This is a genomic window from Cellulomonas carbonis (genome assembly GCF_014636275.1).
Classification (GTDB): Bacteria; Actinomycetota; Actinomycetes; order Actinomycetales; family Cellulomonadaceae; genus Actinotalea; species Actinotalea carbonis.
The window spans coordinates 244033-258027 of the sequence record NZ_BMEB01000002.1 but is presented as its reverse complement, the minus strand read 5'-3'; the positions used below and the strand labels follow the sequence as shown (position 1 = coordinate 258027).

Sequence of the window (13995 nt, the reverse complement as noted above, 5' to 3'; positions counted from 1 at the left end):
CTTCACTCGTCCCGTGACCACGCCGCACGACATCGCGCTGCTGCGCCTCGCTGCGCAGCGCCTCGCAGGCCCGCGTGCCGGGACGCCGACGGACGCCGTGCGGCACCTGCTCGCCGTCCAGGGTCAGGACCTGCCTGGCGCGCTCCTCTCGATCGCCCTGCGCACCGTCGAGCCGTCGCGGGACGCCGTCGTCGCCGCGTTCGACGCGGGTGAGGTGGTCCGGACCTGGCCGATGCGCGGGACCCTCCACGTCGTCGCTGCCGAGGACGTCGCCTGGACGGTCGCGCTCATGTGCTCGCGGCCCCTCGCCTCCGCTGCGAGCCGACGTCACCAGATCGGCCTGACCGAGGCCCATGTGGCGGCGGCCGAGGACGTGGCGCGCACGGCCCTCGCGGGGGGCGGCGCGACGCGCGCCGAGCTGCTCGCCACCTGGACCGACGCCGGCATCCCGACGGCCGGAGGACCCGGGTACCACCTCATCGCCTACCTCGCGCAGTCCGGTGTCGTGTGCCAGGGGCCGTTCAGCGGGGCGGAGCAGCTGATCGTCCTGGTCGACGAGTGGGTGCCCGGTCCTCGACGCCTCGACGAGGACGAGGCGCTCGCCGAGCTCGCTCTCCGCTACGTCGTCGGGCACGGCCCCGCGACGGACAAGGACCTCGCGCGGTGGTCCGGCCTCCCGCTGGGGAAGGTGCGACGAGGACTCGCGGCGGCGCACGAGAGCGCGGGGACGAGCGCCGGCACCGCGGACCGCGGTCCGGGGTCGCCCACGACGGGGCACGACGGCACCGCGAGGCGCGACGACGCGACGGGCACCGGGCCGACGGCACGCCTCACCACGCTCGAGGTCGACGGCGTGACGTACCACCTCGCGGCCGACCTGCCGGACCTCCTGGCCGACCACCGCGACGACGCCCGACGGACCATGCTCCTCCCGGGTTTCGACGAGATCGTCCTCGGCTTCGCCGACCGCAGCGCGACCGTCCCGCCGGAGTTCGCCGACCGGATCGTCCCCGGCGGCAACGGCATGTTCCGTCCCACGGTGCTGCACGACGGCGTGGCGGTCGGCACCTGGCGGCGCGTCGGTTCCGGCGCACGACGGCGGGTCGAGGTCGAGCCGTTCGGCGACCTCCCCGCGGGCGTCGCCGGCGACGTGGAGACGCGCGCAGCCGCGCTCGTGTGACGTGGCGGTCGGGCCGGTCAGGGAGATCAGGTCCGCTGCCGGACCGTCCTCACCGGCTCCTGTTCCGGCTCCTTGCCCCTCGTCGCCGTCGGCGGGTCCTCACGGGTGCGCGCTCACCGGGATCACGCTCAGCAGTACCTCGTCCCCATCTTGCGAGGTCCGCGGGTGTCCACATCCCTCGGCACGCACGTCGGCCGTGTCACACCCTTTGGGTAGATTCGTACACATGTTCGACACCGGGTCGGGGGACTTCGCGGGCGGCGCGCCGCACCGCGCGGTGCCTGTGGCGACGGTGCCGGACGACGTCCCCATCGACGACCTGCTGAGTGCACCTCCGTCGCCCGGCGTCGCCGCGGCGCTCGCGAGGCTCGACCTCACGGTGCTGGACGACGTCGAGCTCGCGCGCGCGATCGCGGCGTGGGACCGGGTGGTGTCGTGGGCAGCGTCCCAACAGGCACGGGTCGTGACGGAGCTGGCGCACCGGGAGCCCCCACGCCTGGCGCCGGACTCCTACGTCGCGGACACGATCGCGTGCGAGCTGGCCGTCACCCGACGGTCCGCTCAGCTGCTCGTCGACCGGGCATGGGGCCTTGCAGACGCGCCCGTCCTGGCCGAGGAATTGGACCGCGGGACCCTCAGCGTGGCCAAGGCGGACGCGCTGCTCAAGGGCACCGAGCACCTTCCCACCGACCTCGCCGCCCAGGTCCACGGCCAGGTCCTGCCCGACGTGCGGCGCCGCACCGTCCCGCAGGTCAAGGACGCGGTCCGACGCGCCGAGCAGGCCATCGCCCCCCACCAGGCCCTGCGACGCCACGACCGCGCCCGCGCCCAGCGCGGGGTGTGGCTGCGCCCAGCACCGGACGCGATGGCCTGGGTCAACGCCTACCTCCCCGCCACCGACGCCATGCAGGTGATGACCGCCGTCGACGCCCTCGCGACCTCCTGCGCCGCCGACGACGACCGACCCGCAGACGCCCGCCGCGCCGACGCCCTGACCGACCTCGCCGCCACGGTCCTGGACCGTGGCACCGACCTCACCGGCGCACCCCTGCCGAGCCAGCACGGCCGCCGACCCCACCTCCACGTCACCGTCACCCTCGCCGCCCTGTGCGGGACCACCGACACCCCCGCCGAGCTCGCCGGGTACGGCCCGGTCCCCGCCGCCCTGGCCCGCGCCCTCGCCACCGAGGCACGGTGGACGTTCCTGGCCGTGGACCCCACCACCGGGCAGGTCGTGGACCGCACGGCCACCACCTACCGCCCCTCCCCAGCACTCACCCGCGCAGTCCTGGACCGCGACGTCACCTGCACCTTCCCCGGCTGCCGCGTCCCCGCCCCACGCTGCGACATCGACCACACCACCCCGTTCGACCCCACCCGCCCCGCCGACGAGCAGACCATGCTGTCCAACCTCGCCGCCCTGTGCCGACACCACCACCGGCTCAAGACCCACGCCCGCTGGACGCCCACCCGGGACCCGGCCACCGGCACCACCACCTGGCGAACCCCGACCGGCGCCACCTACACCCGCGACCCCGCACCCGTCCCCTTCGAACAAGACCCCCTCCCCCGACCCTTCCGACCACCCACCAAGGACGCCGCCGACCACGCGCGCCCGGAGGAGTCGTTTCACATGCAGCCGGGCGGTTCGCGGGACGAGCGCGCCGACACGCACCCTGACGGTTCGCGGAACGGGGACCCGGACACGCACCCTGACGGTTCGCGGGTCGGGCACCCGAAGACACGGCCGGAGAGTTGGCACATCGGGCAGCCGAGCGCGGTTCGGGACCGACGACCACCGCCCCCGCCCAACCGCGACGCCATCACCGACGAGCCACCACCGTTCTAGAGACGGCGCGCGTGGTGCAGGCACGCCCGACCGCCCGCGCCCGCACCCGCTGCCGACGCCGCCTGGCGACGGACCTCGGATGACTCGCGCTCGCGCGCTACCTGCCCCGGTCCGTCAGGGCCCGGGCCTGGTGCGCGTGGATGTCCGCGACCCACTCCCATCCCGGCCGGGGTGAGTCGACTCTCGGGTCGTCGATCTCCCCGCCGTCGCGCAGAGCACGCACGTACGCCCGGTCGCGGTCGAGCCGGGTCCGGAACTCGTCCGCGCCGCCCACGGACCCGTGCCCGGGGATGACGGTGTCGACGTCATCCGCCACCGCGTCGAGGAGGTCGAGGCTGGCGAGGTAGTCGCCGATCGGGTCGGTCGCCCCCTCCACGTCGAGCATCGGCACGAAGAGGTCGGAGAGCATGTCACCGGCGACCAGGACACGGGCGTCCTCGACGACCAGCGCCGCGTGGCCGCGCGCGTGCGCCGGGTGCTCGACCAACCCGACCGCAGGACCGTCCCACGGGATGTGGGCCGTCGCGGCAGGCAGTCCGGTGAGGAGCCCGAACAGGTCCATCGGCACCTCGTCGGAGATCTCGGGCGGGAGCCCCTCGGCGGCGCGCGACTGCCACCCCGGAGCCGAGCGCACCTCGAGCATCACGGCCGCACACGCGGCCGTGCCGTACCGGGGCGCGGCACCGAGGTCGGCGTGCCAGAGGACGTGGTCCCAGTCCGGATGCGTCGCGAAGCCGGCGACCACGGGCAGGCCGAGCGCTCGGACGTCGCGAGCGAGGCACGCCATCTCGTCCGACGTCAGGCCGGGGGTCGACCACGAGGACGCCCGCCGCACCCTCGACCACCACGGCGTTGTTGGCGAGCATCTCACTCCGGTGGACGTGCACCCCGGGGGCGACCCGCGTCAGCACGGCGTGCCCAGCGGGTCGAGGCGAGCCGTCCCTCGCCGACTGCTCCGCGTCATCATCGGTTCCTCCTCGCGCGACGTCATGAGAGGGATGACACCGCGCCCGACGAGAACTCATCGGGCCCCGACCCACCCCCGGACACAGCCGTGCCGCGGCCGCCCGTGAGGGCGACCGCGGCACGACGTGCTGGCTCAACCGGGTCCGACCGCCACCGCGGACGGTGCCGGCGTCACTCCGCGACGGGGATCGCCTGCGCCTCGAGCGCGGCGACCGTCGACTCCTGCGCGTCGGCGAGCGCGTCGGCGAGCGTCCCGCTGCCCGACACCGCACCCGAGAAGCCGTCCGACACGTCGTTGTAGACCTGCGTCATCGTCGGACCCCACGTGAAGTCGCCGGGCACGGTCGCGCCGGCCTCGGTGAAGACCTGGTAGATCTCCTGCCGGGCGTAGGACTCGACGCCCTCCTCGAGCGCGGCGAGCTGCTGACCCTCGGTGGTCGCGGGGTAGAGGTTCGCCGCCTCGTTCAGCAGGGTCAGCGCCTCCTCCGAGGTGTTGAGCCACAGCGCGAACTTCGCGGCCTCGTACACGTTCTCGGAGCCCTTGAAGACCGCGGTCGTCGAGCCGCCCCAGTTGCCGGCGGTCTCACCCTCGCCTTCCCACTGCGGCATGGGCGCGACGCGCCACGCGCCTGCCGTGTCCGGTGCGCCGGTCATGATCGAGTTGGCGCCCCACACGGCCGAGATCCAGGTCCACGCCTGACCCGTGTTGTAGGCGTTGTCCCACTCGGTCGTCCAGCCGGGCAGCGACGAGACGAGGTCCCGGTCGATGAGGTCCTGCCAGTAGTCGGCGACCTTCGTCGAGTCCTCGTTGGTCAGCTCGACGGTCCAGGCCTCGCCGTCGTTCTGGAACCAGCTGCCGCCGGCCTGCCACACGAAGCCCGCGAACTGGTTGATGTCACCCGTCGAGAAGTTCGTGATGTAGCCGCCCGACTCGCGGACCTGCTCGGCCGCCGCGGCGTACTCCTCCCACGTGGTCGGCACCTCGATGCCGGCCTGCGTGAAGAGGTCCTCGCGGTAGAACATCGCCATCGGGCCCGTGTCCTGCGGGATGGCGTAGACCGAGCCCTCCTCGCCGAGCGTGACCTGGGTCCACGTCCAGTCGACGAACTGGTCCTCGGCGGCGAGGACGTCCTCGCACCCGCCCAGGTTCTCGAGCCCGTCCTGGACGCGGAAGTTGGGCAGCGCGTCGAACTCGATCTGGCCGAGGTCGGGCGGGTTGCCCGCCTCGAGCTGGTTGAAGAAGTTCTGGTAGGTCCCGCCGTTGCCGTTGGGCCCGGTCTGGACCTCGACCTGGATGTCGGGGTTCTGCTCGTTCCAGACCGCGACGACGTCCTCGATCCCGGGGATCCAGCTCGTGTACGTGAGCGTGACGTCCTCGCCGGCGGGCTCGCAGGCGCCGCCCTCACCGCCGCCGCCACCGCCGGCACCCGCGGCGCCGTCGTCGTCGGAGCCGCCCGAGCAGGCCGCCAGGGTCATCGTCGCGAGCAGGGCAACGCTGACCGCTCGTGTCGTGGTGCGCATCCGTGTCCTTCTTCCGTGTGTCGGGAGGGGTGGTCGGGGGTGGAGGGGATCGATGGAGAGATGGGGATGGGAGATCAGGCGGGGTGCGAGGGCGGAGGGGGCCGACCCGTGCACCGGGGCGTGGGTCGCGTCACTTGATCGCCCCCGTCCCGAGGCCGTTGCGCCAGAACCGCTGCAGCAGCAGGAAGACGCAGATGAGCGGGACGATCGAGACGAGCGCCCCCACCAGCACGTACAACCGCAGCTCGGGCAGCTGGTTGACCACCGAGTTCCAGTTGTAGAGGCCGAGCGTGACGGGGAAGAGGTCGCTGTCGCGCAGCATGATCAGCGGCAGGAAGAAGTTGTTCCAGATCGCGACGAACTGGAAGAGGAACACCGTCACGAGCGCCGGGAACATGAGCCGCACCGACACCGTGAAGAACGTCCGCACCTCCCCCGATCCGTCGAGCCGCGCCGCCTCGAGCAGCTCCTCGGGCACCGACGCCGCGGCGAAGATCCGCGTGAGGTACACCCCGAACGGGCTGACGATGCTCGGCAGGAACACCGACCAGAACGTGTTGGTCCCGTCGAACCGGCTGAAGATCAGGAACAGCGGCAGCGCGAGCGCCGTCGCCGGCACCAGCACCCCGCCGAGCACGACGTTGAACAGCACCTCGCGCCCCGGGAACCGGTACTTCGCGAGCGCGTAGCCGCACATCCCCGCGAGCAGCGTCGCGAGCAGCGCACCGCCGCCCGCGTAGACGAGCGAGTTGAGCAGCCACTGCGGCAGCGCCCCGCCCTGGTAGGACCACACGGCCGCGAGGTTCTCGCCGAGCTGCACGTCGGAGAACCACAGCGGCGCGGTGCTGGTCAGGTCGCCACGGCTCTTCGACGACGAGACGAGCAGCCACCAGATCGGTGTCAGGAAGTACAGCGTGAAGACGCCCATGACGAGCATCGCGGCGGCGCGCGAGACGGCGCTCTCGCGCGGCCCGGGCGACGCGTCGGTCGACGCACGGCCCCGGCGGCTGCGTCGCGGCGCGGCGGGTGCGGCCGACGTGACGCCGACGGCGGGGGCGGTGGATCCGGCGGGCGTGGTCACTGGAACGCCTTCCGCTGCGTCACCTTGAGGAAGGTGAAGGACAGGATGAACGTCGCGAGCGCGAGCACGACCGAGAACGCGGCGGCGAGGCTCGGGTTCGGCACCGACGCGGTCGTGTACACGAGCAGGTTCGGCGTGTAGTCGCTCGTGACGGCCGAGGTGAAGCTCGCGAACACCTGCGGCTCGGCGAGGAGCTGGAGCGTGCCGATGATCGAGAAGATCGCGGTGAGGATGATCGCCGGCATGACCAGCGGGATCTTGATGGACCACGCGATGCGCGCCTGCGACGCGCCGTCGAGCCGCGCCGCCTCGTAGATCTCCGACGGGATCGCCAGGAGCGACGAGTAGATGATCAGCATGTTGTAGCCGACGTACACCCACGTCACGACGTTGGCGATCGACCACAGCACGAGGTCGGCGGACAGCAGATCGACCGACTGCGTCACCGACCGGAACGGCGACAGGTTCGGCGAGTACATGAAGCCCCACATGATCGCGGCGATGACACCGGGCACCGCGTACGGGGCGAAGAACGCGAGCCGGAAGAACTTCTTGCCCTTGACCAGCGGCGAGTCGAGCAGGAGCGCGAACGTCAGCGCGAGCCCGAGCATGATCGGCACCTGCACGATCCCGAACGTCAGGACGCGCCCGACCGACTCGCGGAACGCCTCGTTCTCGAGCACCGCGGCGTACTGACGGAACCCGCCGAACACCTCGGTCGGCGGCCCGAACGTCCCCTCCCGCTCGACCACGCGCGTCGACTGCCACACCGCGTAGCCGATCGGCAGCAGGTAGAACACCGCGAACAGCAGCCCGAACGGCACCACGAAGACGGCGATCGAGCCCTTGTGCGCGACGCGCGTCCGGCGCTGCCGCGTGCCCCGCTCGAGCGGGGTCTCGACGATCGTGCTCATCGGCTCATCCCTCCCTCAGGACGCGGACGGCGCCGGCCGGCACCCGCAGCGTCTCGACGCGCTCGTCGCGCGTGAGCTCGTGCCCCGCGACGGCGACCTCGACGTCCTCGGGTCGGTGGTTGACGACGAACAGCCAGCTCCGGCCGCCGTCGGCGGGATCGACGCGACGGACGACCTCGACGCCCTCCCCCGCACCGGGCAGCGGCGTCACACCGGCACTCTCCGCCACCCGGGCGACGAGCGCCGTCGCGGCCTTGTGCTCGAGCGCGGTCGCGACGTACCACGCGGTCCCGGCGCCGTGCTGGTTCCGGGTCACGGCGGGCGTCCCCGCGACGGGTCCGTCGACGTGCCGGACGACGGGCTCCGCCGTCGTCGTCCTGAGCCGCTCGGTCCACAGCCTCGCGGTGCTCCCGTCGTCGAGCCCGACCGTCGCGCCCACCTGCAGCGGGTGGAACTCCTCGACGAGGACGCCGAGCAGGTCGCGGAACGCGCCCGGGTACCCGCCGAGACGCACGCGGTCGTCCTCGTCGACGACGCCGCTGAAGAACCCGACGACGGCGTGCCCGCCGTCCGCCACGAACCGGTCGATCACGGCGGCGTCGTCGTCGCGCACGAGGTACAGGTGCGGGACCACGACCATGCGGTACCCGTCGAGCGGCGCCCCGGGCGGCACGACGTCGACGCCGAGCCCTGCGGCGCGGAGCGCGCGGTACGCGTCGAGCACCTGGTCGAGGTGACGGACCTCGGCGGACGGCTGGTTCTCGCCGTCGGCGGCCCACCACGCCTCGTACGAGTGCACGAGCGCGACGTCGTTGCGGACGGTGCTGCCCGCGACCTCGCCGATCGACCTCAGGGTCGCGCCCAGCTCGAGCACCTCGCGCCAGAGGGCGGTGTCCGTCCCGGCGTGCGGCACGAGCGCCGAGTGGAACTTCTCGGCGCCCTGCGCGGACGCGCGCCACTGGAAGAAGCACACCGCGTCGGCGCCGCGGGCGACGTGCGTGAGCGACGTCCGCAGCATCTCCCCCGGCAGCTTGGCGACGTTCACGGGCTGCCAGTTCACGGCGCTCGTCGAGTGCTCCATGAGCAGCCACGGCCGCCCGCCCGCGATGCCGCGCGTCGTGTCGGCGCAGAACGCGAGCTCGGCGACGGGGTCGGCCAGGCGGTGGTCGAGGTAGTGGTCGTTGGCGACGACGTCGACGTGCGGCGCCCACGCGAAGTAGTCCATGTCGCGCTGGTGCGCGGTGACCATGAAGTTCGTCGTGACGGGGATGGCGCTGTGCCGGCGCACGACCTCAGCCTCGGCGCGGTAGTGGCCGAGCAGCTCGTCGGAGCTGAACCGGCGGAAGTCGAGCACCTGCGACGGGTTGGGCGTCGAGACCGTGAGCCGCGGCGGGAGCACCTCGTCCCACGCGGTGTAGCGCTGGCTCCAGAACGACGTCCCCCACGCCCGGTTGAGCGCGTCGACCGTCCCGTACCGCTCCTCGAGCCAGCGGCGGAACGCGGCCCCGCTGACGTCGCACCAGCAGTGCGCGTTGTGGCAGCCGAGCTCGTTCGACACGTGCCAGAGCCGGACCGCGGGGTGGTCGCCGTACCGCCGTGCGACCTGCTCCACGAGGGCGAGGGCCCGCTCCCTGAAGACCGGTGAGCTCGGGCACCACGCCTGGCGGCCCCCCGGCCACCGCGTCGTCCCGTCGGCCATCACGGGGAGCACCTCGGGATGTGCGGCGTACAGCCACGGCGGGGGCGAGGAGGTCCCCGTGCCGAGGTTGACGCCGATCCCGTTCTCGTGGAGCAGGTCGACGACGGCGTCCAGCCGGCTGAAGTCGTACGTGCCGGGTCGCGGCTCGACGTCGGACCAGCCGAACACGTTGACCGCGACGAGCGAGACGCCCGCCTCGCGCATGAGGGCGACGTCCTCGTGCCACACCGCGGGGTCCCACTGCTCGGGGTTGTAGTCGCAACCCAGCAGGACCTCGTCGGTCGACCACGCGAGCGGTGAGCGCCCCGGGCGGGCCGTGGTGTCGGCGCGGTTCGCGCTCATCGTGCTCCTTCGCTCGTGAGGCGCCCCGGGAGGCGGCGCATCGACGGTGACGCTGCTGGGTCGGTCGCCCTGTGTCGGGAGGTTGTCTGTGACCGTTCACAGACAACCGGGCCAACGATGAGAGGGTGATGTGTGACCGGTCACAACGTATGGATCACTTCTGGGTGATGTCAACCCCCGGGTCGGCGAGCCCCGCCGACGCGGCCCGGGTGCGGGCTAGCATCCCGGCCATGGCCACCACCCGCCCGCGTCGCGCGACCATCCGCGACGTGGCGCTCGAGGCCGGCGTCTCGCGCGGCACGGTGTCCCGCGTCCTCAACGGCGAGCCGTACGTGTCCGCCGAGGCCCGCATCGCCATCGAGCGCGCGATCGCGAGCGTCGGCTACGTCCCCAACACGGCCGCCCGCAACCTCGCGACGCAGCGCTCGCGCGCCGTCGGCTTCCTCGTCCACGAGCCGCACGCCCTCTTCCTCGAGGACCCGAACATCGGTGCGATCCTGCTCGGCGCGAACCGCGTCCTGTCGGGCGCCGACCTGCAGATGGTCAGCCTCGTCATCGACTCCGAGCGCGACAGCAGGCGCGTCGAGCGGTACCTCAGCGGCGGGTTCGTCGACGGTGCCGTCATCGTCTCGGCCCGGCAGGAGGACTCGCTGCTCTCGGCGTTCGGCCGGCTCTCGATCCCGGCGACCATCGTCGGGCGGCCACCCGCGAGCGTGCGCGTCCCGTGGGTCGGCATCGACAACCGCGGTGCGGCGCGCGCGATCACCGAGCACCTCGTGGGCACCGGACGACGACGGATCGGCATGCTCGCCGTCGCGCTCGACCGCGACTCGGGCGCCGACCGCCTCGCGGGCTTCCGCGACGCCATGGGGGACCGGTTCGACCCGGACCTGGTCGTGGAGCGCCCGCTGTACGAGTACACCGCCGGTCGGTCCGCGATGGAGGAGCTGCTCGAGCGCGACCCGACGGTCGACGGCGTCTTCGCGGCGTCCGACGCCGTCGCGGCGGGGGCCCTCGACGCGCTGCGCGCCGCGGGCCGCGTGGTCCCCGACGACGTCGGCGTCGTCGGGTTCGACGACTCGTCCTGGGCCCAGCGCAGCCAGCCGCAGCTCACGACCGTCCACCAGCCCGCGCGCCTGCTCGGCGAGCGCGCCGCGGAGTCCGTGCTCGCGCAGCTGCGCGGCGAGGAGCCCTCGCTCGACGGCACGATCCTCGAGACGCACGTGGTGGTCCGCGGCTCCGCGTGAGCGCTCCCACCCGGCCGGCGTCCTGGCGCCCGCCCCGCCCGGACCGGCGCCCCTGCCAGTGCCCTTCCCAGCGCCCTTGCCACTGCCCTTGCCAGCGCGTGCCCGGAACGTCACCCTTGTCCTGATGTGACCCGAGTCACGGGGGTCCGTGTCCGGACGACGACGTCCCCGGGGGTGGGCACGATGGGCTGGTTCCGGTGCAGGGCCACGACGACGAGCACCCCGCAGGTCCCCGAGGGTCCCGGCGTCCTCGAGCTCCGCGTGCACGGCGTCAACAACACCCCGCCCGCCGCGCTGCTGGACGTCGAGCCCGACGACGTCGAGCTCGCGCGCGGCGACTCGCTCGGCAGCTTCTGGACCCTGACCGACGACGCGCTGAGCCGCGCGCGCGCCCTGGCCGCGCACCACCACGGCCACGTCCGGCCCGACGTCCGGCGCGAGGCGTACTCCTGGGGACCGATGGCGCGGCACTCGCCGTCGGCGCCCGGCGTGGGCGGCAACCGGTTCGTCGCCGCGGCGAGCCGAGCCGGCTGGGTCCTCCTGCTCCCGCTCGGCATCACGAACGCGGCGTACTGGAGCCGGCGCCTCGAGCCGTACGACTCCGCCCACCCGCGCCGCCAGCCGTACGGCCGGGGCGCGCCGTCGGTCCGGGTCTTCGGCCTCGGGCTCACGCTGCTGCTGGTCGGCGGGCTGCAGACCGTGAGCCTCGACCTCGTCGTGACGCAGTGCCTGGCCGACGCCGACGACGTCTGCGCCGCGCTGCCGCAGTGGGTCGCGGGCCTCGCCTCGCTCGAGTGGGGCCGACGCGCCGCGATCCTGTCGGTGGTCCCGCTGCTCGGCCTGCTGCTCCTGCTGTGGCTGTCGGCGTCGTCGCGCACGCGCTACGAGGGCCCGACGTCGCGCGCGATGACCGACCCGGACGCCCCCGGGCACCGCGCGGGTCCCGCAGCCGCCCGACCCGTCCGCGAGCGCCCGCTCCTCGCCGAGCCGGGCCTGTGGTCGCGGTGGACGCTCACCCGGTCGATGGCGCGCCTGCACGTCGCCGCGGGCCTCGCGCTCGTCAGCGGGACGCTGCTCATGAGCCAGGTGTGGGGCTCGCGGGCGCGGTGCACGACGCTCGACAAGTTCGACGGCACATGCCTCGCGCACGCGTGGGAGCCGAGCCGCCGACCGCTCGTGATCGTGCTCGTGCTCGCCGTCGTGGTGCTGGCCGGGTCGGCGTGGGAGACCGCCCGCGCCCGGTCCGAGTGGCACCTGCCGGGCGAGAAGGGCGGTCGGGTCGCGCGCGCGTCGGTGCTGCTCGGCGCCGGCGTCGTCGTGCAGCTCCTCACCGTCGGGGCCGTGTGGTGGTCCCCCGCGCGCGAGCCGAGCGCCGACGGCGTCGATCCCGTGACCGGCCTGTCGTTCGTGCCCGTCCTGCTGGTCGGCGTCATGCTGCTCGTCGCGGTCGTCGCGCTCACGTGGCGGCGCGACCTCACGCTGTCGCGCGCGGCCGTCGTCGTCGCGGTGCTCGTCGCGGCAGCGCTCGTCCTCGTGGTCCTCGCGCCGCGCGACCTCCCGGGCCTTCCCGCCGCCGACGACGCCGCCTGGGTCGCCGGCGCGCTCGGCGTGCTGCTCGCGGTGCTGTGCCTCCTCCCCGTCGCACCGCGCCGCCGCGACGGGCGGGTCGATCTGCGGCAGGAGGCGTGGCGCGGGGCGGCGCCCGGCGTGCTCCTGCTCGTCGCGCTCGGGCTGCAGATGATGCTCGTGTCGCTCGTCGTCGTCGCGTCGGGCGACTGGCTCAACGGTGCCCACGGGCCGCAGTGCCTCACCGAGCTCGACGGCGCCCCCGTCGCGGCCGCGTGCGACCTCGAGGACGGGTCGCGCGTGACGGTCCCGCCCGCGTACGCGGCGTTCGCCGTGGGGACCGTCGCGGGGCTCGTGCCCGCCGTCGTCGTGCTCGCGGTCCTCGCCCTGGTGCTGCGGGGGATCCAGTCGCGGAGCGCGCCGGCGGCCGGGCCCGCGCAGGGCGCCTCCCTGCCCGCCGGGAGCGTGCCGCCCGCGGTCGGCACCGCGACCGGGCACTGGCGGCGCCGCTACCCGGCGGGCACGCTCGAGGAGCTCTACGCGCGGCCCGGCCTGGCGGGAGCCGTCGCCCGGGCGCGTGAACGGGCCGCGCTCGCGCAGTTCGGGCTCCTGTACCTCGGTGTGCTCGCTGGGGCGCTCGGCGTCGCGCTCGTGGCGACGCTCGTGTTCGCGCTCGTCGAGGGGGCCGCCGACCCGCGGCTCGCACCCGTCGTGACGCTCGGCATGTGGACGACGGCGGGCCTGTGGATCGCGGCGCTCGTGCGCGTCGTCACGGCGCAGGAGTCAGGCCGGCCGCTCGCGCTCCTGTGGGACCTGCTGTGCTTCCTCCCGCGGTCCGCGCACCCGCTCGGCCCGCCGTCGTACGCCGAGCGCGCGGTCCCCGAGCTCGCGGCCCGCATCGACGCGTGGCTCGTCGCGCTCGACGAGGCCGAGACGTCCGGGCTCGAGGGCCCGCTGCCCGACCGCCCGGACCGGTTCGTCGTCGTCTCCGCGCACAGCCTCGGCGCGGTCCTCGCGACCGCGGCGCTGTTCGCGGAACGACCCGACCGCATGCGCGACCGCGTCGCACTCCTCACGCACGGCACGCAGCTGCGCGCGTACTTCGGCCGGCTGTTCCCGGAGATCCTGGGCCCGCGCGTGCTGGGGACGGCCGGCTGCCGCGGGACGACGCTCGCCGCGGACCCCTGGCGCGACGCCGACCCGCCGGGCGTCGTCGACGGCGGCGTGGGTGACGCGTCGCCCGAGTCGCTCGTCGGGATCCTCGGCGCGGGCCCCGTGCCGGCGGTCGGGGCGACCGGCCGGACCGGCGGATCCGGGGGAGGTCGCGGGACCGTGCCGCCCGCCTGGCTCTCGCTGTGGCGGCGGACCGACCCGCTCGGGATGCCGTGCGCTGCCTACGCGCCCAACCCGGTCGACCGCGGTGCCGACGAGCTCGACGCGACCGGCTACGTCGCCTGGGTCGCGACGCACGGCGGCTACACCCGAACCGAGGCGTACCGGGTCGCGTTCGTCGAGCTCGTGGAGCGGCTGCGCGCGCGGAGGGGATGAGGAGCCGGGGTGATACCAGGTGCGTGGACGGCCCAGGACGCACGACGGCCGGTGGGGGTGGAAGCCTCCCCCACCGGCCGGC

Annotated in this window: 9 protein-coding genes; 4 read left to right on the top strand and 5 right to left on the bottom strand. The window is 74.0% G+C overall.

Going from position 1 to position 13995, the window contains the following annotated elements; all coding sequences use genetic code 11:
* Nucleotides 1-13 precede the first annotated feature (13 nt).
* Nucleotides 14-1180, top strand: coding sequence for a winged helix DNA-binding domain-containing protein (locus IEV86_RS06445; protein WP_043602798.1), 1167 nt, complete (start codon nucleotides 14-16; stop codon nucleotides 1178-1180).
* 226 nt (nucleotides 1181-1406) lie between these two features.
* On the top strand, nucleotides 1407-3029 hold the full coding sequence (locus IEV86_RS06440; protein WP_052425847.1) for an HNH endonuclease signature motif containing protein: 1623 nt from the start codon (nucleotides 1407-1409) through the stop codon (nucleotides 3027-3029).
* Nucleotides 3030-3126: 97 nt separating this feature from the next.
* On the opposite strand, the gene IEV86_RS06435 is transcribed toward IEV86_RS06440, so the two are convergent.
* The 5 genes from IEV86_RS06435 to IEV86_RS06415 all read right to left on the bottom strand — a co-directional run bounded on the left by IEV86_RS06435 (nucleotide 3127) and on the right by IEV86_RS06415 (nucleotide 9552).
* Nucleotides 3127-3816 carry an MBL fold metallo-hydrolase gene (locus IEV86_RS06435; protein ID WP_229734524.1) on the bottom strand — a complete coding sequence of 230 codons (690 nt, stop codon included), beginning with the start codon at nucleotides 3814-3816 and terminating at the stop codon, nucleotides 3127-3129.
* A gap of 350 nt (nucleotides 3817-4166) precedes the next feature.
* On the bottom strand, nucleotides 4167-5516 hold the full coding sequence (locus IEV86_RS06430; protein WP_188484594.1) for an ABC transporter substrate-binding protein: 1350 nt from the start codon (nucleotides 5514-5516) through the stop codon (nucleotides 4167-4169).
* A 130-nt stretch (nucleotides 5517-5646) separates the two neighbouring features.
* Nucleotides 5647-6453: a carbohydrate ABC transporter permease gene (locus IEV86_RS06425; RefSeq protein ID WP_043602868.1), complete on the bottom strand. Its 807-nt coding sequence runs from the start codon at nucleotides 6451-6453 to the stop codon at nucleotides 5647-5649.
* A gap of 140 nt (nucleotides 6454-6593) precedes the next feature.
* Nucleotides 6594-7511, bottom strand: coding sequence for a carbohydrate ABC transporter permease (locus tag IEV86_RS06420; RefSeq protein WP_043602792.1), 918 nt, complete (start codon nucleotides 7509-7511; stop codon nucleotides 6594-6596).
* Between the two features lie 4 nt (nucleotides 7512-7515).
* Entirely contained in the window at nucleotides 7516-9552 is a 2037-nt protein-coding gene (locus tag IEV86_RS06415) for a beta-galactosidase (RefSeq protein ID WP_043602790.1), read from the bottom strand.
* A gap of 230 nt (nucleotides 9553-9782) precedes the next feature.
* Between IEV86_RS06415 and IEV86_RS06410 the strand changes: the two genes are divergently transcribed.
* Complete coding sequence (locus IEV86_RS06410; RefSeq protein ID WP_043602787.1) at nucleotides 9783-10799, top strand: LacI family DNA-binding transcriptional regulator; 1017 nt, start codon at nucleotides 9783-9785, stop codon at nucleotides 10797-10799.
* A gap of 183 nt (nucleotides 10800-10982) precedes the next feature.
* Nucleotides 10983-13913, top strand: coding sequence for a hypothetical protein (locus IEV86_RS06405; protein WP_152605540.1), 2931 nt, complete (start codon nucleotides 10983-10985; stop codon nucleotides 13911-13913).
* The last annotated feature ends 82 nt before the right edge of the window (nucleotides 13914-13995 follow it).

Coding starts and splice junctions, on each gene's coding strand:
- IEV86_RS06430 (WP_188484594.1), bottom strand. CDS start 5,516: ATGCGCACCACGACACGAGCGGTCAGCGTTGCCCTGCTCGCGACGATG.
- IEV86_RS06440 (WP_052425847.1), top strand. CDS start 1,407: ATGTTCGACACCGGGTCGGGGGACTTCGCGGGCGGCGCGCCGCACCGC.
- IEV86_RS06425 (WP_043602868.1), bottom strand. CDS start 6,453: ATGCTCGTCATGGGCGTCTTCACGCTGTACTTCCTGACACCGATCTGG.
- IEV86_RS06410 (WP_043602787.1), top strand. CDS start 9,783: ATGGCCACCACCCGCCCGCGTCGCGCGACCATCCGCGACGTGGCGCTC.
- IEV86_RS06415 (WP_043602790.1), bottom strand. CDS start 9,552: ATGAGCGCGAACCGCGCCGACACCACGGCCCGCCCGGGGCGCTCACCG.
- IEV86_RS06405 (WP_152605540.1), top strand. CDS start 10,983: ATGGGCTGGTTCCGGTGCAGGGCCACGACGACGAGCACCCCGCAGGTC.
- IEV86_RS06435 (WP_229734524.1), bottom strand. CDS start 3,816: ATGGCGTGCCTCGCTCGCGACGTCCGAGCGCTCGGCCTGCCCGTGGTC.
- IEV86_RS06420 (WP_043602792.1), bottom strand. CDS start 7,511: ATGAGCACGATCGTCGAGACCCCGCTCGAGCGGGGCACGCGGCAGCGC.